General features: G+C 34.5%; 18 protein-coding genes, 1 tRNA gene, 2 pseudogenes and 1 riboswitch. Of the genes and pseudogenes, 7 read left to right on the top strand and 14 right to left on the bottom strand.

The genetic code is table 11. The features are described from left to right. Together DYH56_RS16510 and DYH56_RS16000 are read left to right on the top strand one after the other, a co-directional pair. A pseudogene (locus tag DYH56_RS16510) lies at positions 1 to 125 on the top strand (IS30 family transposase); the annotation flags it as partial. Positions 126 to 148: 23 nt separating this feature from the next. After that, positions 149 to 292: a hypothetical protein gene (locus tag DYH56_RS16000; RefSeq protein ID WP_158539129.1), complete on the top strand. Its 144-nt coding sequence runs from the start codon at positions 149 to 151 to the stop codon at positions 290 to 292. Positions 293 to 342: 50 nt separating this feature from the next. Here the strand turns inward: DYH56_RS16000 and panD are convergent, their stop codons facing one another. Genes panD through DYH56_RS10925 form a run of 4 tightly spaced genes read right to left on the bottom strand, consistent with a single transcriptional unit; the run spans position 343 to position 3,214 of the window. Beyond that, a complete protein-coding gene (gene panD / locus DYH56_RS10940; protein WP_114642907.1) occupies positions 343 to 723 on the bottom strand; it encodes an aspartate 1-decarboxylase in 381 nt (126 codons plus the stop codon). Further along, on the bottom strand, positions 704 to 1,570 hold the full coding sequence (panC, locus tag DYH56_RS10935) for a pantoate--beta-alanine ligase (protein WP_114642906.1): 867 nt from the start codon (positions 1,568 to 1,570) through the stop codon (positions 704 to 706). The genes panD and panC overlap by 20 nt, the downstream gene beginning before the upstream one ends. Before the next feature lie 10 nt (positions 1,571 to 1,580). Further along, positions 1,581 to 2,408, bottom strand: coding sequence for a 3-methyl-2-oxobutanoate hydroxymethyltransferase (gene panB / locus DYH56_RS10930; protein ID WP_114642905.1), 828 nt, complete (start codon positions 2,406 to 2,408; stop codon positions 1,581 to 1,583). Continuing rightward, positions 2,405 to 3,214, bottom strand: a complete 810-nt coding sequence (locus DYH56_RS10925) for a Rossmann-like and DUF2520 domain-containing protein (protein WP_114642904.1) — start codon at positions 3,212 to 3,214, stop codon at positions 2,405 to 2,407. Before DYH56_RS10925 ends, panB begins: the two co-directional genes overlap by 4 nt. Positions 3,215 to 3,682: 468 nt before the next feature. Continuing rightward, positions 3,683 to 3,775, top strand: a riboswitch (glycine riboswitch). Between the two features lie 83 nt (positions 3,776 to 3,858). Between DYH56_RS10925 and DYH56_RS10920 the strand changes: the two genes are divergently transcribed. Further along, positions 3,859 to 5,244: an alanine/glycine:cation symporter family protein gene (locus tag DYH56_RS10920; protein ID WP_114642903.1), complete on the top strand. Its 1,386-nt coding sequence runs from the start codon at positions 3,859 to 3,861 to the stop codon at positions 5,242 to 5,244. A 60-nt stretch (positions 5,245 to 5,304) separates the two neighbouring features. On the opposite strand, the gene DYH56_RS10915 is transcribed toward DYH56_RS10920, so the two are convergent. Both DYH56_RS10915 and DYH56_RS10910 read right to left on the bottom strand, forming a co-directional pair. Continuing rightward, positions 5,305 to 5,850 (bottom strand): GNAT family N-acetyltransferase, encoded by a 546-nt coding sequence (locus tag DYH56_RS10915; RefSeq protein WP_114642902.1) that lies wholly within the window; start codon positions 5,848 to 5,850, stop codon positions 5,305 to 5,307. Between the two features lie 66 nt (positions 5,851 to 5,916). Further along, a complete protein-coding gene (locus DYH56_RS10910) occupies positions 5,917 to 6,156 on the bottom strand; it encodes a hypothetical protein (RefSeq protein ID WP_114642901.1) in 240 nt (79 codons plus the stop codon). A gap of 404 nt (positions 6,157 to 6,560) precedes the next feature. Here DYH56_RS10910 and DYH56_RS10905 point away from each other — a divergent pair, with 404 nt between their 5' ends. Further along, a complete protein-coding gene (locus DYH56_RS10905) occupies positions 6,561 to 7,043 on the top strand; it encodes a type II secretion system protein (RefSeq protein WP_114642900.1) in 483 nt (160 codons plus the stop codon). A gap of 75 nt (positions 7,044 to 7,118) precedes the next feature. Here DYH56_RS10905 and DYH56_RS10900 read toward each other — a convergent pair whose 3' ends face one another. Continuing rightward, positions 7,119 to 7,829, bottom strand: a complete 711-nt coding sequence (locus DYH56_RS10900) for a toxin-antitoxin system YwqK family antitoxin (RefSeq protein WP_114642899.1) — start codon at positions 7,827 to 7,829, stop codon at positions 7,119 to 7,121. Between the two features lie 187 nt (positions 7,830 to 8,016). Between DYH56_RS10900 and DYH56_RS10895 the strand changes: the two genes are divergently transcribed. After that, positions 8,017 to 8,514: a hypothetical protein gene (locus tag DYH56_RS10895; protein WP_114642898.1), complete on the top strand. Its 498-nt coding sequence runs from the start codon at positions 8,017 to 8,019 to the stop codon at positions 8,512 to 8,514. Then, a complete protein-coding gene (locus tag DYH56_RS10890) occupies positions 8,507 to 15,922 on the top strand; it encodes a vWA domain-containing protein (protein WP_114642897.1) in 7,416 nt (2,471 codons plus the stop codon). The genes DYH56_RS10895 and DYH56_RS10890 overlap by 8 nt, the downstream gene beginning before the upstream one ends. Positions 15,923 to 16,424: 502 nt before the next feature. Here the strand turns inward: DYH56_RS10890 and DYH56_RS10880 are convergent. From DYH56_RS10880 to DYH56_RS10850, 6 genes and pseudogenes are all read right to left on the bottom strand, one after another. Beyond that, positions 16,425 to 17,120 carry a tyrosine-protein kinase family protein gene (locus tag DYH56_RS10880; protein ID WP_233500031.1) on the bottom strand — a complete coding sequence of 232 codons (696 nt, stop codon included), beginning with the start codon at positions 17,118 to 17,120 and terminating at the stop codon, positions 16,425 to 16,427. 701 nt (positions 17,121 to 17,821) lie between these two features. Then, positions 17,822 to 18,412, bottom strand: a complete 591-nt coding sequence (locus DYH56_RS10875; protein ID WP_114642896.1) for an outer membrane beta-barrel protein — start codon at positions 18,410 to 18,412, stop codon at positions 17,822 to 17,824. Between the two features lie 491 nt (positions 18,413 to 18,903). Continuing rightward, on the bottom strand, positions 18,904 to 19,407 hold the full coding sequence (locus tag DYH56_RS10865; RefSeq protein ID WP_158539128.1) for an HNH endonuclease: 504 nt from the start codon (positions 19,405 to 19,407) through the stop codon (positions 18,904 to 18,906). Positions 19,408 to 19,504: 97 nt separating this feature from the next. Beyond that, positions 19,505 to 20,437, bottom strand: coding sequence for a reverse transcriptase domain-containing protein (locus DYH56_RS10860; RefSeq protein ID WP_233500032.1), 933 nt, complete (start codon positions 20,435 to 20,437; stop codon positions 19,505 to 19,507). 872 nt (positions 20,438 to 21,309) lie between these two features. After that, entirely contained in the window at positions 21,310 to 21,561 is a 252-nt protein-coding gene (locus tag DYH56_RS10855; protein WP_114642892.1) for a hypothetical protein, read from the bottom strand. Between the two features lie 147 nt (positions 21,562 to 21,708). Further along, a pseudogene (locus tag DYH56_RS10850) lies at positions 21,709 to 21,914 on the bottom strand (glycoside hydrolase family protein). A gap of 614 nt (positions 21,915 to 22,528) precedes the next feature. On the opposite strand from DYH56_RS10850, the gene DYH56_RS10845 reads away from it, so the two are divergent. After that, positions 22,529 to 22,966: an NUDIX hydrolase gene (locus DYH56_RS10845; RefSeq protein WP_114642890.1), complete on the top strand. Its 438-nt coding sequence runs from the start codon at positions 22,529 to 22,531 to the stop codon at positions 22,964 to 22,966. A 112-nt stretch (positions 22,967 to 23,078) separates the two neighbouring features. Here DYH56_RS10845 and DYH56_RS10840 read toward each other — a convergent pair. Then, a tRNA-Leu gene (locus DYH56_RS10840) sits at positions 23,079 to 23,164 on the bottom strand. Positions 23,165 to 23,172: the final 8 nt, after the last annotated feature.

Raw genomic sequence — 23,172 nt, 5'->3', positions numbered from 1 at the left:
CAAAAGAAGAGGTAAATATAGCAGTACAAAAAATAAATAATAGACCAAGGAAATGTTTAGGATGGAAAACTCCCCATGAAGAATTCTGGGGAGAACCAGGTGTTGCATTTAATTTGACAATCTAGGTGATTAAATTTAGGAGGATCAAATGAAAAAAGGAAAAACAAAAGCTGTTAAAATAAAAGGGAAAGTCAAAAATAAGGGTAAAAGAAAAGGCAGGGCAATAATAAAATCAAATGTTAAAAGAAAGATCACAGTGAAAAAGGTAGAGGAAGAAGTAGAAGCAAGATAATATCTTGCTTCTTTTTATATATATCTGTTTTAGGCAGTATATCGTATATTTTATACCAATCTGCCGTGCTTTTCATAGCTGGAAATTGTTTCAACCTTATTATTCTCTCCCAAAAGAACTACCTTGGGTTTATGTTCCCCTGCCTCTGATTCGTCCATATAGCAATAGGCCATTATAATTACCCTGTCCCCTGTCTGCACCATTCTGGCTGCAGCTCCGTTGAGGCAGACAATTCCTCTCTCTCTCCCTGCAATTACATATGTTTCAAATCTAGCCCCATTGTCTATATCAACTATATGCACCAGTTCATATTCCCTTATTCCTGCTGCTTCCATAAGTTCTACATCCAAAGTTATGCTTCCTACATAATGGAGTTCTGCCTGTGTTACTGTGGCCCTGTGTATCTTTCCTTTAAGCATCTGTAGTTTCATCTTTTCCCCCTAAAATTATATTGTCTATCAGTCTGGACTTTCCTATAAATACTGCAGTGGCAGCCACTGCCTTATCCTCTATTTTTGTTATCTTTTGAAGGGTATCGGGATGGACTATCTCAAAATAATCCACCACAGCTCCCCCTACCCCTTCTATCCTTTCTATAGCCCATCTTCGGATCTTTTCTACCTCAACTTCTCCTTGAATAACTCTGTCTTTTACAGCTTTCAATGTCTGATTTATTATAAGGGCTTTTCTTTTTTCATCTTCAGATAATCTTGCATTTCTGGAGCTCATAGCCAGCCCGCTTTCTTCCCTTACAGTTGTACATCCTATAATTTCAAGGGGAATATTCAAGTCAGCCACCATTCTTTTTACAACCATCAGCTGCTGATAATCTTTTTTCCCGAAATAAACCCTGTGAGGAGCCAGGATAAGAAAAAACTTTGTAAGAACTGTGCAGACTCCTCTAAAGTGCCCGGGTCTTGTAGCCCCGCAAAGTTCATTATCTAAATTTTCTACCTCTACAAGGGAATTAAATCCCCTGGGGTAGATCTCCTGAACCGTGGGACTGAATATAAGATCTCCTCCCGATCCTGTCACAAGATCCATATCCCCGGAAAGATCGGAGGGATAGGAATCTAAGTCATTACAGTTATCAAACTGCATGGGATTTACAAAAACACTGACAACTACCCTGTCATTTTCCCTGGCCGCCCTTTCAATGAGACTTCCATGACCCCTGTGAAGATATCCCATGGTAGGGACAAAACCTATACTTTCCCCTGCATCTTTCCATTCTTTGATTTTTTTTTGAACCTCTCCAATTTCCCTTATAATTTCCACAGCACTCCTCCTAATAAAGTTTTTCTAAGACCTCATCCTTCATGGTAAAGGTATGTTCCGCAGCAGGAAATTCACCATCCCTTACCTGGTCTGTATATTTTTTTATTCCCTCTTTTATCACCAGTCCTGCATCTGCAAAAGTTTTAACAAATTTTGGTTTAAAATCCTCATCCATATTGAGCATATCCTGATATACCAAGATCTGTCCGTCACATCCTCCCCCTGAACCGATTCCTATGGTAGGAATAGATATACTTTTACTCACAAGATCAGCTAGTTTTTCAGGGATACATTCAAGGACTATTGCAAATACCCCTGCCTCCTCTAAAAGTTTGGCATCTTCTATTATTTTTTTTGCGGCCTCCTCGCTCTTTCCCTGTACCTTGAATCCTCCCATGATATTCAGGGATTGCGGTGTCAGTCCCAGGTGGCCCATTACTGGTATTTGAGCCTTTATAAGACCCTTTACCTTATCTAAAATTTCCCTGCCCCCTTCCACTTTAACAGCATGGGCTTGTGTTTGTTTTATTATCCTTCCTGCATTATCCACTGCTTCTGCCAGGGTGTTGTGGTAGGACATAAATGGCATATCTACTACCACCAGGGTGTTTTTCACTCCTCTGACCACTGCTCTGCCATGATGGATCATGTCTTCTACTGTCACTGCCAGAGTGGAATCATATCCTAGAGTCACCATTCCCAGAGAATCCCCTACCAGTATTCCGTTGATCTCCGTTCCGTCTATAATTTTTGCCATGGTATAATCGTATGCTGTGAGCATGGAAAGTTTCTGCCCCTTTTTTTTAGAATTAATAAATGTTACTACTGTATTTTTCATCTTTTCTCCTCCAATATGCCTTCTATTTCTTTATTTCCCCCAACAATTTTCAGGAGTTCCCTGGAACCTGCCAGATAGAGATCCCGTTCCCATCTTTCCTGAGAGTTTAAATGCCCCTTCAATGTATTTAGATCACCCCTTTGGAGGGGGCCTGTAACTGAATCTTTTATCCCTTTTTTTCCTATATTTTCAACAGTTTTTTCAACCAGGGGGAGGAGGATGTTTTTTGCCTCTTCTTCTGAAAATCCACACCTTTGAAGGTTATCTATTCCCCTGTGAATCATTGGGATTATCAGGTTGGATGCGTAGACCCCTGCAAGGTGATACCTCATTTTAAATTTTTTCTCCACACTAAAATATTTATTTCCCAATCTCTCGATTAATTTTTTTGCCTGGGGGGAGTCTCCCTCTAAAACCAGAGACATCTCCTCCATCCTGTTCATTGCCGTATCTGTATCAGAAAAAGTCATCATTGGATGGAGGGAAGCGGCCTCTGCTCCCAGTTCCTCTGCACCGGAAAATATCTCCGAGGAGACTGCGCCACTGGTATGGATTACACAGCGGCCCCCTATATTTTCCTTGGACAGCTTATCCCAGACATGGATGATCTCATCGTCGGGAACGGCAATTAAAATTATATCTGATTGCGCCGCTATCTCTGTATAACTCTCAAAAGATCTCCACCCCAGCCTGGACAGATCCTTACCTTCCCTCTTTAAATATCCTGAGATAGAAAAATTCCGATATCTTAAATATCTTCCCAGAGATATCCCTACCCTCCCTGCTCCTACAATACCAATTTTCATCCTGCCTCCATTATATAACTAGTTAGTATTATTATCTGCTGGAATATTACTACTTATAAATAAAGGTGTCAAATTAAATAATTTTAATTTTAGTATAGTTTTGCCGTATAAAATGTTTTGTTCCTTTTGTTTGTTAAGTTAGTTGAAGATGTGTGTTTGTTTTATCTCTAAGAATTTTAGTTTCCTCTATGGGAAATTTAAGACTAGTTAGTAATAAAAAATTATTGATATTTTTTTCACTCAACTATTGCATTTTACTTAAAATTGTACTAATATAATATAGATATTCCACATATGATGTCTTTTGATTCATATATTTTCATTTTAAAAAATAATTTATAGGATTTTTTTATTTTGCATAATATATAAGTTGAAAATCGGTTGAAGGTATAGGGAGAAGATAAGAAATTATCGCCGAAGAAGTAAAACTTTCAGGTGCTTTTATTTGATAAAAGTGGGACCTATACTGGACGAACCTCTGGAGAGATCCAAATAATGGACACCGAAGGAGCAAACCCTCAATGGGCGAAACTCTCAGGTATAAGGGACAGAGGAGTTTAATTATATATATCTATAAAATTATGTATGTTTATATGCATATATATATAATTAAATTCCCTATATAATAAAAGGGAGGCACTAAAATGGATACACTTAATTTTTTTCAAGCAATAAATAACTTTGTATGGGGACCACCGCTATTAATATTACTGATAGGAACAGGTTTTTATCTAACAGTTCGACTGGGATTGCTACAAATTTTGAAACTTCCACTGGCACTGAAATATCTATTTGTAAAGGATAAGGATGATACAGGGGAGGGAGATGTAAGTAGTTTTGCTGCCCTTTGTACGGCACTGGCAGCGACTATAGGTACTGGAAATATTGTAGGAGTAGCAACAGCTATTAGATTAGGAGGACCGGGAGCATTATTTTGGATGTGGCTGGCTGCATTCTTTGGGATGGCAACAAAATATTCAGAGGGGCTTTTAGCCATAAAATATAGGATAAAAGATGAAAATGGACAACAAGCTGGAGGGCCCATGTACTATCTGGAAGGGGGGCTTAAAAATAAAAAGCTTGGTAAGATATTGGCTAAATCTTTTGCTGTATTTGGAATAGGAGTTGCATTCTTCGGGATAGGAACTTTCGCTCAGGTAAATGCCATTGTTACAGGAGTAAGTGGTGGATTTGGAGTTCCAAAATTGATAGTTGCTCTATTTTTAACACTTAGTGTGGCTGCCGTAACTATAGGCGGGATAAAGAGTATATCTCGAGTTTCAGAGATAGTAGTTCCATTTATGGCTCTATTCTATGTCTTTGGAGCGACAATCATACTCTTATTGGATCCAAGTGCCACTGCTGCTGCTTTTAATTTGGTTATCAGCAGTGCATTCAGCGGTCATGCTGCTGTAGGTGGATTTGCCGGTGCTGGAGTTGCTTTAGCACTAAAAGCAGGAGTAGCTAGGGGAGTTTTCTCCAATGAATCTGGTTTAGGATCTGCTCCCATTGCAGCTGCAGCTGCTAGAACAAATTCTTGTGTAAGACAAGGGCTTATCTCTATGACAGGTACCTTCTTTGACACGATTGTGGTTTGTACTATGACAGGTCTTGTGCTTGTTTCTTCTGGATTATGGAATAACGCAGATCTTGCTGGAGCAGAAGTTACCAATGCTGCTTTTAGTAACCTCCTAACATTTGGAGGTATCGGTGGTTTTATTGTTAATATTGGTATTATTTTCTTTGCATTCACTACGATCCTTGGTTGGAACTACTATGGTGAAAGATGTACTGTATATCTTTGTGGTGTAAAGGGGATAAAATATTTTAAAGCAGTCTTTATATTCTTGATTGCCATAGGACCATTCATAAGGCTGCAGCTCATTTGGGTTATAGCTGATATAGTTAATGGGCTTATGGCTATTCCAAACTTAATTGGATTAATTGCTCTCAGCGGAGTAGTTATAAAAGAAACTAAAGATTATTTTGAAGGTTTAAAGAAAAAAGAAAAAAAGGCAAAAACAGTTTAGTGATAAAATAAGTGGAATATCAAAATTAAGGCTTCCAAATTTTGGAAGCCTTTTTAAACTTTAAAAATTCCATTCTTCTCGCAGGATACCGTAGCTTACAGAATCGTAATATTTATTGTCAACAATACGAGCTTTTCTATAGGTTGCTTCTTTTTTCATTCCTAATTTTTCCGATAAATTCATCATCCTTTTATTTCCTGACCAAGTAGTGAGACCAAGCCTTATAATTTCAGGATTGTCATTAAATAATTCAGATATCCACATCTTTAAAGCATCATAACCTATCCCCTTTCCCCAATAATTTTCATTGAAAATTACAATACCTGCCTCCATCCACAGTGTCTCCTTGGATTTCCAGTAAGAGCTTACCGATCCTATTAGTTCATTATTACTGCTGTCTACAATCATCTTTCCGGATTTTACGTCCTTTTCTCCCTTTAAAAATTTACTTCTATAATTCTCAACCTCTTCTTTCAGCTCTTCTATAGTAGGTTTACCAAAGTATGGGCCATTATATTTATAAAATTCTCTTTCTGGATTATTTAAATATAGATAAGTCTCCAAATCATTTATTTCCAGGTTTCTAAGTTTAATATTTGCCTTCATCTAATGTTTCCTCCTCTATCATATTTTTTAAGCTGCTGAATTATTCTGTACAGTAAAAACGTTAAATTATCTTAAAAGATCTTTTAAATGGTCAATGCGATTGAGAATATCACGGTCTATTACATTTGACTGGGACTCGCAATATTTCTGAATCTTGTTAATTGATCTCATTTTCTCGTGAACATCTCTGGAACTATTGATAGAATCTAAGTATTCAAATAATTCTCCATGATCTGAGTATAACGGCAATAACAATTTTTCAAGTTTATTTAATTCATCGTGGAATTTATCTAGACTTTTGCTCATTGGTGCCCTCCTGAATGTAGAGAATAACCCAGCTTCTTACAAGTATACTCTATTTAAGTTCTAAATTATATAGTTCACAAATTCCTAAAATTAATAATTTTTTTTACATTTGCCGGTATAAGCTCATCAGTTATGAAATGTTTGTTCTAATTAAAATTATGATTTTTTATATTTTGCTGCCCTTACTCAAATGAGATTTTTGAATTTAACACTTTGCATATTCACCTAGTAATTAAGACTTGTGTAGTGAAAAACAAACTTTTTATGAATTGCATACTAACTAAAAAAAATAAAAAATAAAAAAAGACTGTATCTTATAAGTAAGAAGGTTTTGTGCCCATGAAATGACAGCGGGTAACTATATCTACCATAACGGAACTACTTCAAAATAAGGAGGTAGGAAGATGAAGAAATTAAAAAATGGATTTTCGCTGATCGAGATGGTGGTGGTAACAGCAATGCTGATTACATTAGCAACGACATTGGCAGGAAAATTAAATGAAAGTTTGGCCAAGTCCAAGGATGCCAAGGCAGTAGCAGTATTAGGAGCAGCTAGAACGGCTGGAAATGTAGCTGTTACAGATAGGATGGTTAAAAATGAAGGGGGACCTCTGACTATTACCTTTGAAGACATAACTTCCAGGCTGGATACTAGAACGAATGAGCTCATCCAGGACACTACCGGTAAAATCCCGGTGGGAGGGATAGAAAACGATGGAATATTTAAATACGGGGGAACTGTTGTACTAAACGACGGAACTCAAAATTTAACTACAGGTGCTACCTCCATAACGGTAACAGATGATTTTCACCTGATTTTAACCACAGGACTAACAGGAACAAAAGAAGACAAAAGTACCGCGGGTAAGTTATGGGTTTTATATTAAAGTTAAAAGGGTTTGAGATTTTCTCAAATCCCTTTTTTGTTACCCCCCAATGAGTTATAACACCTTTAATTTTTTTTAATTAACCAGCATTTCATCTTTATGATTTCCTTTACGTTTAATTTGTCCATTTTCATAATATATAATCCATTCCCCATGTTCTAATCCATTTTTATAATTTGCTTTATATCCGATTTGTCCGTTTTCGTAATATATAATCCATTCCCCATTTAGTTTCCCGTCTTTATAAATTCCTTTTACTTTTATTTGTCCATTTTCGTAGTAGCCAATAACTTCTCCGTTTTGTTCCCCATCTTTATAATTTTCCTTAGCTTTGATTCTCCCGTTTTCGTAATAGATAATCTGTTCTCCATTTGGTTCCCCACCTTTATAAATTCCTTTAGCTTTGATTCCCCCATTTTCGTAATAGTCAGTAATTTCCCCATTTAGTTTTCCATCTTTATAATTTTCTTTAGCTTTCATTTCTCCATTCTCGTAATAGGGAATCCATTCTCCATTTGGTTCCCCATCTTTATAATTTCCTTTAACTTTGACTTCCCCATTTTCGTAAAAGTCAATAACTCCCCCATTTAGTTTTCCACCTTTATAATTTTCTTTAGTTTTGATTTCTCCATTTTCGTAATAGACGATAACTTCTCCTGTATATGGAGATTGCTGACTCTCTTCATACATCCTCCCATTTCTATACTGTAATTGCCTTGCATCGATGGATTTTCCATAACTTATTAAACTAAAGCTAATCAGTAAGATTAATAATATTTTTTTCATTACTCTTCCTCCTTTTTTTTAGAATTTTGATATCACATATAAAATACTCTATTTCTTTTTTTTTCATTTATTAATATTTTTTTATTATTATTGCTGCATCAGAACCATTAATTTGTAAATAAGAGGAAAACAATTAAAAAGAAAGTATAATATCGAATGAAAAAAAATAAATAGGAGGTATGTCTCTATGAAGAAAAAAAATTTAATATATACATTGATTTTATTTGGTGTTTTAATAGTTTTAACAGTTTATCGTCCCCAAAATACAGTTAAAAGCAGAAAAGAAATATTGAGGGAACAAAAACAGGAAGAATTGAAAGAAAAACTAGATACAGGCAGGAAAAAATTAGAAGAAACTATACAGAGGAATCAAAAACTCCTGGAAGAGAATGAAATAAAAAGAGGGGAAATCAGAAAAAAATTGGAGAACATAAAGGATGAAATTTTATCCGAATCCGATGAAAAAATCAGAAGGGAGAAATTAGATGTTTTTTTAACTGAGATAGATGAATATAAATATTTTCCAGAAGACAGCGTAATCATCCTGGAGGCATTGAAAGAAAGTCTATCTATTGATGATATAAAAAAGATAAACATGAGGTTGTATAAATCATATAAAAGTATGAATCAATTTGATAAGGCTGATAAAATAATGGCCGAATTAAAAGGGGGTAAAAATGCTTAAGAACTATAAAATCTTTATTTTATTTATATTATTGAGTGTCTCGGTGTTTTCGAGTGAACAATATATCTATTCTCAAGTAACGAGAGAAAATTTAGGAACAGCAGACGGCTCGAATTCATCATATGACTATTATTATAATGAGAATCATAGTGATCAAATAGTAAATGGAATTAGATCTTTGGAAACGGGAGATGCAACCTTAGAAGATGTTTTGATATCTAATAATTCTTATGAACCGTTAAATTTTGAAAAAATAAGTGAAAATAAATTTGGTTATTCTGGTACTAATAGACCGATGATTGAATTGGAACTTTCTAAAAACCAATCTGATACTTTTTATGGTACCCTTCAATATGATTCTAATACAATAAGCCAAGCTTATTGTATCCCTGCTCCTACGACTGATTTTAAAGAAGTAAGCAGTGAGAACAATGAATTTACTTATATTGAAAACAGTAATAATGATAATCAATATGAGAGTCAAAAGGTAGTTTTCAGACTTTATACTGGGACTAAAACAGAAGGGCTCAGACCTGTAAAAAAAGTTGAAGATAATAGTGTAGATGATATTTATAACAGTAACAATTATGTGGATTTTATATTTATAAAAGTAAAACCTCATGAGGAGGCAACTGCAACTGTACAAATAATAGAAAAAAGCGGAATTATAGGTAAATTTATAAATGGCAAATTTGAAATCATAGGGTTAGAAAACAATGAATCTTATAAAATAGATCTTTATACTTTGAGATATGGGTTAACTGGAAATCCAGATTCTAAAAACTATGTTATAGCTACTTATGAGAGTACTCTAGGATTTTTAGGGAAAAATCCTCTTGTTGAAGAAGAACCTGGAGACCAATATATATATTCCCAAATAATAAAAGACAATTTAATGAACTCAGACCAATATATAACCAGTGGACTGGCTGTAGAAGAGTTATCGGCTGTATCATCGGGAGGTGTAAGTTTAAAGGGGTTTTTGAGCTCAGACCCTGTTAACCATTTTGAAACAACCTTTACTCCAGGTGAACCTGAAAAATACAGCTACAGCGGTGAACCGAAATCAATGGTTAAATTTAAACTCACTCCAAATACGGGACTACCAAAGGAGGGCGGATTTAATTTAACTATTATACAAGATGGCAGTACTTATATAGAAAAAATAGATGAAAATTATACGGTTCCTGCTCCTGCGACTAATTTTAGGGAGGCAGATCTGGAGCCATCTAAGAATACCTTTATCTATGATGAAACAGAAGAAAATAAGTTGGCGCATCTGATGGCCTACAAATCCCAGGAGGTAGTGTTCAGGCTGTATAATGGGACTACTACTCCACAGGGAGACCTCAGACCTATAAAAAAAATAGATGCGGGAGACAATTTATCCGGATTTTTAAGCGGAACCCTCAATTACATAGACTTTGTTTTTGAAATCAGCGAAAGCCAGCAGGAAATTTCAAAGGACGGGCTAACTGGAAAATTTACAGACGGCAGGTTTGAGCTTATGGGATTGAAAAACTTGGAACCCTATAAACTGGATTTTTATACCCTTAGGTATAAAAACAATAAGGATATAGGAAACTACGTGGTTGCAACCTATGAAGATTCATTAAGTTTTACAGGGAAAAATGGACCTATAGCAGGGGAAAAGGTTTGGCTGGAAGATATAGATATATCTAATTATAAAAATATAGAATTAAATATAATTACATTAACTGATGCAGATCTACCAGTACCAGCAGTGGTAAAACTTTTAAATGTCAAAGAAACAAGGGTAAATAATGACAGTGTTGCAGAGGATAATCTTTATGCTAATATAACTTTAACTCAAAATACTGTTGGAAGTATAAATATAGGTGGAATAAACTATGTGGCAGCAGGAAACAAAATAACGATAGACGGGGTAGAAAAATACGTATACAGATGGACTGGCGAGTACAACACCCTATTCACAGATGAAGAGGCAAAGGAGAGAACTATATCATTTGATATTGATATAGACGACAGTGTTGCTGCAAGTGATATAACGGGAAAATACATAGAACCTGTTCCTGCAATTAAAGATGAAAGATATCCCCACCAGAGGGTATTGTTTGAATTCAACCCTTTAAAGGATTTTGAAATTCAAGATTATGAAATAGAGGATAGAATCCTTACCCCGGAAAGGACGGGATACAGGCAGATGAAGACCATAAACTATGGAGATGGTTTAAATAATTTTATACTTGAAAACAGCGGTCATACAGAAATAAATGAATTTACCTATGGAAATAAGAGCTGGACCTATCCCGCTGCCGAACCGGCAGGAGGGCTCATCATAGAAAAAACCGTCACAGATTCCAAGGGTAGTTTAGTGGGGGAGGATGGCAGTGATATAGTGTTTTATACAGATGAGTCTGGAGACGGACTAACTAAGGTTGTGGAAAGTGGAGATAAGGTATCCTATAGCTGGGATGAAGGACCTTCAAACACCAACGGAGAGTTTTCAAATTATGAAAAAATAATTTTCAGAATAGTCAAAGGTACACCGGCTACAGATGGTGCAGGGTTACCGGTATATTATTGGGATCCATACACTAATGAAAATCCTATAAATTACTTAGATGAAACAACAGAAGGAAACTTAAGGCTGGAAGAATTTTTATCGGGCACCTCTGATAAAAATTATGTGGATTTTATCTTTGATGCGGGAGTTAAGGAGCAATTGATTTTTTCAAATGGTGTAGTCACTTATGAGAATAAAGATTTGAGGTTAATAGGATTACCAATAGGAGACTATACCATCCAGCTTTACACTGTGAAGAGAGGATATGACGGCACTTATAAGGTAATAACTTACGAGGATTCCGATGGTTTTCATATGGATATACTGGATGTAGTCAGTGAGGAGTTTGCCAAAGAAAATAATTTCCATAAGGTAGACTATATAACCACAAGTACAAGTGATGGTGCAATCCAAGTAAATGTAAATTTCTTCACTAAGATGGAAAGGAAAATAAAATTAGATACTTCTAACCTTCAATCCAGTTACCCTGAATATTCTGGGTATAAGGCTGCTGAAACAAATGAAGGAACAGGCATAACAGAAGGAGTAAATGAAGTAATAGAAGAGGGTGGAGCAACATTAACTGAATCTGATCAAAGAAGATTTTTATTTCCGTTGGATATAGTCTTTGTAGTGGATAATTCTGAGTCAATGACAAATAAGATCGCTTCAGTAAATTCCGAGCTGACAAATTTTGGACAGGAACTCTACAACAGGGGGTATGATGTAAAATATAATCTGATTACCTTTGGTCCAAGACAGAATGATCAGTTTAATGTCCAAGGTACACAGGTTTCCCCTGTGGGCAATTGGGCTGATAAGATACATGAATATGGAGATAATGGCCCTGTAGAAAGTGCTGGAGGATACTATCATATGGCCATCTATAAGGACAAATGGTTTGACGGGCTTAAAACCAATCCGACGGAAGGCGGTATCACTTTGGAAAATCGAAGGGAGGAGGAATTGAAGGAATTAAAAGATGCCTTTGCTCAACTGAATCCTGCAAGTGGATATGTAGACGGAGAGGAAAACAGTGCCTGGGGAATTCATCATGCCATAAAAAAACTCCGTGAAAATGGCAGATATTTAACTAATACGGGAGAGATAGCGACTGTGAATAGCGGGGGTTACATACCATCTAAAAAACATATAATATTCTTAACCGATGCAAATATGGATACCGATTGGATTTCAGAGATACCGGGTGAAAATTATACTCATGTTAATGTATTGAGTACACTATACAGTAAGTTAAACCACACTAATGAGAATGGGATAGTGGATAATATAAATTTAAGCGGTATATTCAGTGTAGGACGAAATGGTCTAGAACACCCTGTTACTGGTGAACCTGGAATCGTTTATCCTGACCAGGGTGTAACCTCTTATAAAGAGGTTACGGTTCCAGGCGGGGTTTATCAAAATACCACTGGGAGAAAAATTGGGAAAAATTGGGATGTCTGGGATGACAGGAAATACGGGGTGGGTCCAATAGAAGGGAATATTCCGTCGCCTATAGGAGATATTTATCATACCGATTTTAAGCTTTATAATTCTGCGGATAATTTCTTTATGTATGAGATGGGAAATAATGAGCAGTATATAAAAGGAGCATTATCGGAGATTATAAACAATATGGGGGTTATTCAAAGCTGGATCTTATCTTATCTGACACCATTCAATGTGTATGACGGTACCACCAGAACGGTAGACTTTAAATTAATAAATGTAACCGGTACAGACGAAACTCCTATAAGCAGGGAGATCAGAGATTTAACTGTAACAGGAGACAATCAATATTCTGTACAGCAAGAAAAATTAGTTGTAGAATTTGAGGATCCGACGGGGACTTTTCCTAAACTAAGTATAGTGGATGGAATGGGAAGTATAACCTTCCTGGCTAAATCCAGATACAATGAATTAGATAATGATGGAAATACTATAACAATTGAAGATATCATAAAAGAACAGGGATTGAAGGTCTTTGATATTCATGGGACTTTACTATTTAGCAGAACTACAGGTGAGATAGCTGTGAGCTTATCGGAAGACGGCTGGCTGCCGTTTACAATAAGTGAGACAGAGTTAGGAGGCATATTAGACAGAAGGACAGAATCTTGGGTGGTTGTTCAAAACAACTCTGGAAAGGATATCCTAAATCATATAAATAAGTTAAAGTATACGATATTACCGACAGGGGAATACAGTATAAAATTAAGTGGTTCAGAGAAAGCAGAGATCTTGGCTAATTCCTTAGTCAGTCCAACAGGAACTTCATTAGCTCTAGTAGTAGGCGGAACAGAAATCGATATAGAGGAAGCAAAGTTCGTAGAATTAATGGGAGACATATCCGATGCGTGGTATGAGCTGAACAATCAGTCCGCTACTCCTAATCTATTTGACAATCTTCTAAATAATGATTTTGAAAAATTAGATGATGCTAGGTACAGGATAAAATTAAGGGATTCAGAGTTGAAGGAAGTATTAAATAATACCGGAGGCAGCGAGGTAGAGTTAAAGATAAGTGCAACTAAATTACAGGGGATCACTGGAAATACAGATGGATTTGATACCTTCGGAAATCAGGGATGGTATAAATTCAATGTAGTTTTGACGGAAGCTGAGATGCAGATACTGAGGGACAACAATATAGAGCTTATAAATCTTGAAGCTACAGCAGCTACCGATCTATTCAATGAAACCAAGGTGCTGCCCAATGTAGAAGTGGATGTGATACCACCGAGGATAGTGGGAGTCGCAGTAGAGGATAAGACTTTGAAAAGTTTCTTAGAATCCACAGTTGATCTGAATAACAATCCTATATTCAGTGATGCACAGACATATTCAGGATACATCGCAGCCAGCGTGTCGGAATTAACTTCCATTTTAACAAATGAAGGAAGTTATGTTAAGACGGGAGATATTCTGGATCTGACTATAACAATAGAGGATAAAAATTTAAATGAGAATGATGTTTATATCGCCACAGGTAATCTGGGATGGCCGGTTCCCGCTGTAGAGCCTGTTTCGGTGGCAGAACCAATAGAGAGGTTTAAACTTATCTGGCAGGATATAGAGGTAGTAAATGCCGACGGAATAATAAGTGTTGTAAATGAAATTATGGATGCGGCAGGGAATACAGCCAGTGAAAACACAGGTATTTTAAACATAGACAATACGGAGATAAGTCCTACGCCTGAATTGACATATACCGATAATTCCATCATACCTCCTCAAGATGGGGTATATTATATCAACGGAGACTATAGAGTCAACCTTATGGGAACGGACAGTAATTACAGGGCAGGAATACTGAGATTTAAATATAACAAGGATAAATCAGATTTAAAAACAGGGGCCCCAAGTTATCATTCTCCACCACAAGACAGCAGTGTTTATCTGGGAGGGAAAAGAGACACTATTTTTGATGTAGGGTTGGAACCTAACCAAAATACCGATGGGGAATATACTGCGCCACTCTACGGGATGAGTAAAAGTGGAAAATTAAAAGGAATAACCGATTATTCAAAAAATGATTTTAACGAAATCATGGTAGACAATTTGGTGAATCCGTCAACAACAGAAATTAAAATAATGGTAGATACGGTGGATCCGGTCGTTTCCAATATATCCATAACCAACGATACTTTCAAAATAAAATACGGAATCAACAGTGTGGATACGGCAGGGGAGGTTCATGTACAAGACGGAGATACGGTAGAAATTTCCTTTGATGTCAAAGATTATAATATGGCTTCCAGGGAGATAACAGGCGCCTCTTACGGAGGGTATCTCTTGTACTTCCCGGACGGCTATTCTGTCTTGAATCCATCCAGTGTAGCTGTTCAAGATACGGATGACCATGAGAAATACCATATAACCTATACCTTTGAAATAGATGATAACACCGACTATAAGGAGGTGGCTTTAAAATTAGCAGGTGAGGATAAGGCGGGGAACAGAATAGAAGGGGATACAACCCTAATTGTGGATAACCGTAAACCTAAGGCAATAGCGCTTCAAACCTATGAGGCTGTCAATGGATGGGACAATATAACAACCAGCAGGACAGGGGATAATGGTTTAAGTGTAAATGGGTATTTATTTACCAAGGGAGGAGGAGGTTCACTGGAAGATGATCCGACTATCTATGCCGATGTAAGTGGTGCAGCGGGAGCAGATGCAATATACTTGAAAATGGAAAAAAACGGGGTCCCGGACACCACCTTGGTTAATATTCTCAATAAAACGGAAGATATAGAATTAAACAGTAACAGCGGATCCAATTTTAACACAGACGGTCCAAACATCGCCGTAGTAACTCCTATAAGCGTAGCTGGTGTAGAAGGAGATCCGGTAGGACTTAATTTTGTGGTGGATACCAGGGTGAATACCTCCTACCTGGAAGGGGGAATAATAGGAGATTTAGGAAGCGATAAGAATATAGTCATAGGTCTGAGCAATTTGGAGGAATTATCCGGAATAGAAGAATATAATTATGTTTTCACAGTGGGAGATGACAAAGTTGAATTTGAGGCAAAAGATCTTAACGGTGATAGTTTTGAATCCATCCAACCTGGATCTATAACCACCATCGTTACAATACCTACTTCGGGATTTGTAGGAGGATCTAAGGGTGAGCTTCTTCTTACAGTCTGGGACAGGCTGGGACATAAAAAAACTTTTGAGAAAACTTATTTTATCCCAAAAGAATCCGACGGAATAAAGGTTAGGATGGAAGATGAGGTAAGGCAAAGGAAAAGTAAGATAAAGGTAGTAGGAGAGGGAACCAATCATAAATTTGGTGTAGACAGCAGTGTAGACGGCAGTAAAGAAAGTAGTGGAGAAAATAATTAATAATACTTTCAAAGTTTACAAACTACAGGTTTTGCTGGGGACACTGAAAAAGATATAGTAACCTATTAAAAGATGATTTCTGTATTATGCAGAAGTCATCTTTTTTTATGAACTTTCTCCTTGTTTTCCTCTTTCTTTAAATGTGATATCTGGGGGGCCGTTTTGGGCTATTAACTTCTATTCCATCATATTCTAGATAGCCTTTCATAAGTTTCCAACTAAGTTCAAAAAAAATTCAAATTTTTGAATTCAAAATTGTATGTAATTGATTTGTTAGAGACTCTAAAGATGCTTTTATTCTTAGCTAACTGACTGATTTTCTTATCAGAAAATAATTTTTTAGATATATTTTTCTCTTTTAAAATTCTTATAAAAAAACCATGAAACAGACACTTTTTTATGTGTGTCCAGTTTCATGGTTACAGGTTGTTTCAGTATCCTTTTTTTTACTAACCTTCTATATTTCCTTTATTTTTATAATCTTTATATTCAAATTTCTACATTAAGCTTTTTTTATATAATCATGATAATGTTTATATTCCTCATATCCGTAGTTTCCGGAGTATGCCTTTTCATTTATCTTATTTACTACTACCCCGTAAATTTTAGCTCCGGAACGTTTCAATATTTTTTTGGCTCTAATCATTTTTTCTTTTCTCACCATATCATATCCGCAGACATAGATCACCCCATCTGCATATTCCGAAAGTATTGCTGCATCGGTAGCTATGGTAAGGGGAGGAGTATCTAGTACTATCAGATCATATCTCCCCCTTAATTTTTCTAGTAATTCTTTTATTTTATTTCCCAGGAAAAGTTCTGTTGTATCCCTATTTAAATGTTTTGCAGGTAAAATATCTAAATTTTTTTCTACACCCCTAATAATCACCTCATCTAGTTGTCTCTCTCCTGTCAGAATACTTTCTATCCCATAATTTATTTTTAGTCCAAAATTATTGTGATTTTTATCCCTTCTTATATCGCAATTTACTATGATTACTTTTCTTCCTGTTGTTGCTACAAACATAGCATAATTTTTTGATACGACAGTTTTACCTTCATTTGGAATAGTGCTAGTAAATACTATTGTTTGTTGGTTTTTTTTTTCCAAAAAATATATATTACTTCTGAGTACACGGAATGCTTCCAATAAATAATTGTCACGATCTCTTTTCAATAACATGTTCTCATTTACCATTGTTTGTTCAATCTCCCCCATGTAACTTAAAAAAAAGCTACATATATTAAATTTTCTCTATTAATTTTAGCATATTTGTTTATAAAAGTTAACTTTATTTAATTTAATTTCAATCTATCTTTTTAAATTTTATAAACAAAATTTTATTTCAATTGCTTCAAAGACAAAATACCTCACTCTCTGGAAAAGAAAAAGGGATATTTTTATAAACTGTACCCTTTGTCAAGGACACTAAAAAAAGAGTGGGATAACACCGGATTTAAAGTGAATAGATAGGACGTGGCAAGTTCTTTAATCAACAAGTAATTTATTGTTCATTTATTTAATTCTTTTTCAATTTTTGTTTGTAACCCTGTTCTTTTTATTGGGTTTGAGATTGTCCGAGGTAGTTAAAATACTTCAATTCATTCCAATCTCAATAACCCCAGTAGATATGGTGCAATATAATCAACATTATATTGATTTTGATTATTTCTAGTAATTCTTATAGATAACTTATAAAAAAAGGACAGTAAATTTATACTGCCCTTTTAACGTTTATTTTGTTGAGGTCAATTACGAAAGTTACAAAAAAATTATTTTATAACTTTCAATTTTCAAGTAATAAAATAAACGGTTCCGGTGATGAATTCACACTTAAGGAATCATTAACAGATTTGAAAAAAGAACTTTTAGTGACTCTCTCCTCAAATACATTTCAACTAAAATGTAAAGTTTGCTTCAAAATAGTATTGTTGTCTAGTCATTTCATCACTACCAGAATAATTAGTATCAAGATCATATGCAACTGCTTTAGTTCCAATTTCTAATCCTAATCCATTTTGGAATCTTGTACCTAAACCTAATTTAGCATAAGCTTTTGCAGTCAAAGTCAACTCTTCTAAGATAATATTTGCTTCTAATTCATTATAGGCTCCCCCTAATGAACCAGTTAAATAAACTGATAATTGATCATTTTGGTATACATCATATTCCCCTGTAATACCATATGTTAATAATCCTATATAATCACCATCAGTATCAAATTCTTTAGAAAATTCATCAGAATATGCAACAACATCATACCCTAATTCTGCACCCCATCTAAATCTATCAGTTACATTATAAAGAAGTTTATAATTAATTCCATAACTTTCATCATAAACGTTATCATCATTTAAATCTATTTCATCCCATTTTTCAGTTCCCTTGTTAGCCATATTAATTCCAACTCTATTACTAAACGTTCCCTGTTCTGTTGATGCCATTGATATAGCTGATAATGCAAATAGTCCTAATAATATTTTTTTCATGCTTTCCCCCCTAAAAATAATTAGTTTTTAATTTAAATTTAATAAAAACTCGATGAAATTGTAATGTATATGTTAAAAAAAGTCAAATTTTAAGACTTTATATTTTTAAAATGGATATTTATAAAAAACAAATTAAAAATATAATTACATTAATCTTATGTACTTTGAAATTCGACTTAATTTTGCAATATTAAAAAAATCATTTAATTTATATTTATTCTATTAAATATAAAAAGGAATGCTCAAAATCATCCCTTTAATCTACTTTTTATATTTCCAAAATAATTCCCATATCGAATCAGCCTTCCTACAAACCCTAAACTCAAATAGATTAGTCTTATACTTCCATGGGTTCACTCTAAATTCTAATCCTTTCCCTTTGATATGAATAGGTAAGACTTTGAAATTATCTCCATCTTTTCCCCTCATCCACACCGTACGTGAGACTTTCACCTCATACGGCGTTCCATCAAAAATTACATTTAATTAATTTATTTACAATTTAGAATTTCTTTTCTAAGTTCATCAAATTTCGGATTACTAAAACTAGGGTTCTTTTTATGTAATTCAATATGGATTTCTTTTTTGAGTATAATTAAATTCTCAAAGTTATCTTTTCCTCCATATTCTTTTGGGATAATATGATGTACTACAAATTCATTATGCCTTACATATTCTCCCGTTACATAGCAGATACAATTTTCTCGGTGATATAATATAGCTCTGATTGCACTCCATTCCTTACTATAAGCTTGATTATTTTTATGTGATGTTTTTTCATCAATCAATCTTTTCGATTTATCTTGCTTAATAGTAAGTTTTTTAGGTTTTTTCTTAGAAGATAATTTTGCTAGTTTCCATTTTCTAGCTTGAATTGTGAAGAGAGTTGTATTATTTATACTCCAAGTTTTGTAGTTGTATCCTCGAAACCTTTCTCGGTATCTTTCATCCTTATGATTTCTCCTAGCGATATCTTTTAGTCTGTTGTATATCACCTTATCTGTTATGAAACCTATTTTTCCTAGACTAATAGATATATGGGTAGCAATTTGGTAATAATTTTGAATACCTCTTACTTGACTGTTATATAACCTAATATTTTTTTATATTGGGTTTTCTTTTGATTTTCTTAATAGTTTCCTTTAGTTTTGTTGTACAACTTTTAATGGCACTATCTTTCATCCAAGTATGAGCTACCCTTTTACCCTTCTTTCCTTTTCGAACAGCTTTAATTGCAAAACCTAAGAATTCAGATTTTTGTTTTCTAAGATTTACAATTTTAGATTTCTTTTTAGATATTTCAAGTTTTAGTCTATTCTTTAAAAATAGTTTAGTTATATTAAACATTCTTTCAGCATTTCCTCTATATCTGCACAATAGTTTAAAGTCATCTGCATATCTTATTAAATATACTTCTGTTAAGTTTTCTTTTTTTAATGCTCTATATGTGTGATTCCTTGAACTATATGTATGTCTAGTTTTAAAGGTTTGCCATTGATTGCTTATCCACCAATCTAATTCGTTTAAGCAGATGTTAGATAGTAAGGGGCTAAGTATCCCTCCTTGAGGGGTTCCTTTATTAGGTATTTCTATTTCCCCATTCTTATGGTGTATAGGAGCTTTTAACATTGCTTTGATTATACTAATAACTTTCATGTCTTTTATCCCAATTTTTATGCATTGTTTTATCAGTTTGGTGTGGTTAATATTGTCGAAGAAGCCTTTAATATCAATATCTACACAGAAGTGTAACTTGCTTTGGTTTATTAATCGATTATTCCATGCAATTGCGTGTTCCGCTCTTCTATTAGGTCTAAAACCGTACGAGTGATTATGAAATTTCTTTTCACTTATGGGTTCAAGAATATTCTTGAACATCATTTGTATTATTTTATCTTCGATTGTTGGTATGCCTAAAGGTCTAGTTTTGCCATCACTTTTTGGTATATCAACTCTTTTAACTCCATTGGGTGTGAAATCTTTTAGTCTTTCAAGGATAGTTTGGTATGGGTTCTGGGTTTTGATAAATTCCTCAATAGAGATGTTATCTATCCCAGTTGCTTTTTCACCATTTTTTTGATTTTATCTATTGCTACTTCAAAGTTTTCCTTTTTGATTATCTCTGAAAAGATACTTTTCTTATTCATTCGTTTTCACCTACTTGAATTTGGTTAAACAAAATTATTATCTCGGTTTACTACCATTCAGAAATTCAATTGTAATTATATTATTCTATATATAATTTTGACTTGGGACTATCCCTCCACCGCTTATTATCACGGTTTCATTGGTACTGTGTCCCTACTTTCACGAAGATAAAAGAATTTCAATATTTCGTAATATCTTATATCTACCAATCCATCTTTAACTGTTTGGAATAATTGTTCTTCGCTTCCCACGTTCCGTAAATCTTATCTTTACATGACTAACTTAGATGATTACTCTGAGCCTGAATGCTTGTTAACGCCTGTAACATTAAAAGGTTTTTCATATAAAATAATTTTACTCAACCTCACATTCCCTTCTATTCAGAAGTCCATACATTACTATATGTTGGATTTATAGACCTGTACATTCGTAATTTCGTCAGTGATTTTATCACATTCTTATCATATTAATTTTATAGATCCCCAGTCTATCAGTAACCTAGTTTCCATTGAAACTACCTTTCCTAAAGTATCTTAGGGCTACCTCTCAACTGACTTCAACGAGCTTTACACCTCTATGTATTAAAGTACATTAGACGCATATCGTAGTATTAGGAAAAGAGTTTCAGGACGTTACGCCATCATTCCTCTTATTGGATTTACAGTTATTATCTTTAATATTGTTAATTAAAGACCCTTACAACTTTTCATTGTAAAACGTGTCGCACATTTTGAATCCATCAAACCCAACTATATCTTGTATTTATCCAACTCTCTATCGATTTGGTCATTGGAGGTTAAATTGATGTCTCCATCATGTTTAGAGTTCTTTAATCCCTCAGTAAAATTATAAGCTACACCTCTGGCCTTTTCTCCACCTACACCTTCAATTGCATCTCCTACCTTATCCCATGTTTTCTTCAGTAACGGTGATGGTAGAACCAATAATATGATTCCAAACAATATCTGTAATACTAATGGGTTTGTAAATAATTCTATCATTTTGCACTCTCCTCATAACTCTTTATGTGTTTCCTGATAATTTTTGGGAACGGTCTTTAAAATTGGATCTGGCCAACTGCAGAATAAATTTCTTTCTGACATCCTTCTTCTGAGTAATCCTTTGGATCTCTTTTTAGCTGCCTTTGATCACAGGTTGAAAATTCTACAAGCTCCTATAAAGTTCCTACTATTGATCAATTTAACTATGTCGGACCTTCTAAAACTTGATCCTCCAATGTTGTTACAAAGAGAGACCAGGGCATCATATCCCCTTCTTTTACTTTTACACCATTAACCTGAGTGAATCCCCACCCTAATGTCCAAACCCCAGCAGGGCAAGTATAAGCTTTCATTTCGTAACTATCGAAATGCTTTAAAAGGTCTATTCCCTGTTTAGATATTTTCATCTGTTCCCTCCTTTAAGCAACTCTATGGCTGTTTTCAGGTGTGCTAAAATCCCTTCATCCTCTTTTGTTATCTCTTTAATAATCTTATTAAGATTGACTATATGGCTCTGTATTATCCACTTAGAAGGCTTAAATCTCGATCTTATAAACATTTACAAGGCATGTATCGAGAGATGACTAAAATGCATAAAAACGCATTTTAGAGTTTCTGAGAGGGTGGAGGTCAAAAGAGAATTAAAAAAATATAAAATAGAGTTATGAAGTGAAAAATCAGGGAAGGTTTATAGGAGTTATCAATGTAATGGCTGTAAAAAGAAAGTTAATGCTGATTTGATAGAAAAATATGTTTTTAAAAAACTTAAACAAATGGATCAGTTGAAAGAGATTAATGATGTGAGTATAGATCATGATAATATCATAAAAAGTTTAGAAATATATGAAAAGAGACTCAAAAGGTATTTGATTATGAGGTCATTCTAAACTATAACTAAAATTGAATATATATTTACTTTAAAAAAAATTATGTATATTATATAGATAAATTATATAGGGGGAATTTGATGAAAGAAAGGATTAAAATGTATGTGGCAGTTCATTTATTTATAATCAAAGAGAATAAAATTTTACTGTTAAGAAGATATAACACAGGATATGAAGATGGGAATTATAGTGTTCCGGCTGGACATGTGGATGGAAATGAAACTTTTATAGAGGCCGCAATAAGAGAGGCTAAAGAAGAAACGGGGATAATTATAAAAAAAGAAGAAATTTTACCTATTCAAGTAATGCATAGAAAGAAATCTTTTGAAGAAAGAATAGATTATTTTTTAGAAACTTTAACTTGGAAGGAAGAGATAAGAAATATGGAGCCTCATAAGTGTGACAAACTAGAGTGGTTTGAAATAGATAAACTTCCCGAGAATACTATTCCTTATATAAAATATGCAATAGAAAATTATAAAAAGAAAAGCCCATTTACAACTTTTGGGTGGGAATAGATTTAAAACAGAAAGTACATTATTTTATATAGTGTATTTTTTTTTATAAAAAAAAGCTTCCATAGGCTCTGGAGCCTTGGAAGCTTTGAATATTATTTTTAGAGGTAATACATGGTGCATCAGGGGGGACTTGAACCCCCACAGGAAAATTCCCATAAAGCCCTCAACCTTACGCGTCTACCATTCCGCCACTGATGCTCAACATA

Origin of the sequence: Psychrilyobacter piezotolerans, from assembly GCF_003391055.1 — a bacterium.
Lineage (GTDB): Bacteria > Fusobacteriota > Fusobacteriia > Fusobacteriales > Fusobacteriaceae > Psychrilyobacter > Psychrilyobacter piezotolerans.
The sequence above is the reverse complement of the archived record's forward strand: the minus strand, read 5'-3'. Positions and strand labels throughout refer to the sequence as shown.

Excerpts from the sequence above, each read along its gene's own strand:
- DYH56_RS16000 (WP_158539129.1), top strand. The coding sequence starts at position 149 with ATGAAAAAAGGAAAAACAAAAGCTGTTAAAATAAAAGGGAAAGTCAAA.
- panD (WP_114642907.1), bottom strand. The coding sequence starts at position 723 with ATGAAACTACAGATGCTTAAAGGAAAGATACACAGGGCCACAGTAACA.
- panB (WP_114642905.1), bottom strand. The coding sequence starts at position 2,408 with ATGAAAAATACAGTAGTAACATTTATTAATTCTAAAAAAAAGGGGCAG.
- DYH56_RS10925 (WP_114642904.1), bottom strand. The coding sequence starts at position 3,214 with ATGAAAATTGGTATTGTAGGAGCAGGGAGGGTAGGGATATCTCTGGGA.
- DYH56_RS10920 (WP_114642903.1), top strand. The coding sequence starts at position 3,859 with ATGGATACACTTAATTTTTTTCAAGCAATAAATAACTTTGTATGGGGA.
- DYH56_RS10915 (WP_114642902.1), bottom strand. The coding sequence starts at position 5,850 with ATGAAGGCAAATATTAAACTTAGAAACCTGGAAATAAATGATTTGGAG.
- DYH56_RS10910 (WP_114642901.1), bottom strand. The coding sequence starts at position 6,156 with ATGAGCAAAAGTCTAGATAAATTCCACGATGAATTAAATAAACTTGAA.
- DYH56_RS10905 (WP_114642900.1), top strand. The coding sequence starts at position 6,561 with ATGAAGAAATTAAAAAATGGATTTTCGCTGATCGAGATGGTGGTGGTA.
- DYH56_RS10900 (WP_114642899.1), bottom strand. The coding sequence starts at position 7,829 with ATGAAAAAAATATTATTAATCTTACTGATTAGCTTTAGTTTAATAAGT.
- DYH56_RS10895 (WP_114642898.1), top strand. The coding sequence starts at position 8,017 with ATGAAGAAAAAAAATTTAATATATACATTGATTTTATTTGGTGTTTTA.
- DYH56_RS10890 (WP_114642897.1), top strand. The coding sequence starts at position 8,507 with ATGCTTAAGAACTATAAAATCTTTATTTTATTTATATTATTGAGTGTC.
- DYH56_RS10880 (WP_233500031.1), bottom strand. The coding sequence starts at position 17,120 with ATGGTAAATGAGAACATGTTATTGAAAAGAGATCGTGACAATTATTTA.
- DYH56_RS10875 (WP_114642896.1), bottom strand. The coding sequence starts at position 18,412 with ATGAAAAAAATATTATTAGGACTATTTGCATTATCAGCTATATCAATG.
- DYH56_RS10855 (WP_114642892.1), bottom strand. The coding sequence starts at position 21,561 with ATGATAGAATTATTTACAAACCCATTAGTATTACAGATATTGTTTGGA.
- DYH56_RS10845 (WP_114642890.1), top strand. The coding sequence starts at position 22,529 with ATGAAAGAAAGGATTAAAATGTATGTGGCAGTTCATTTATTTATAATC.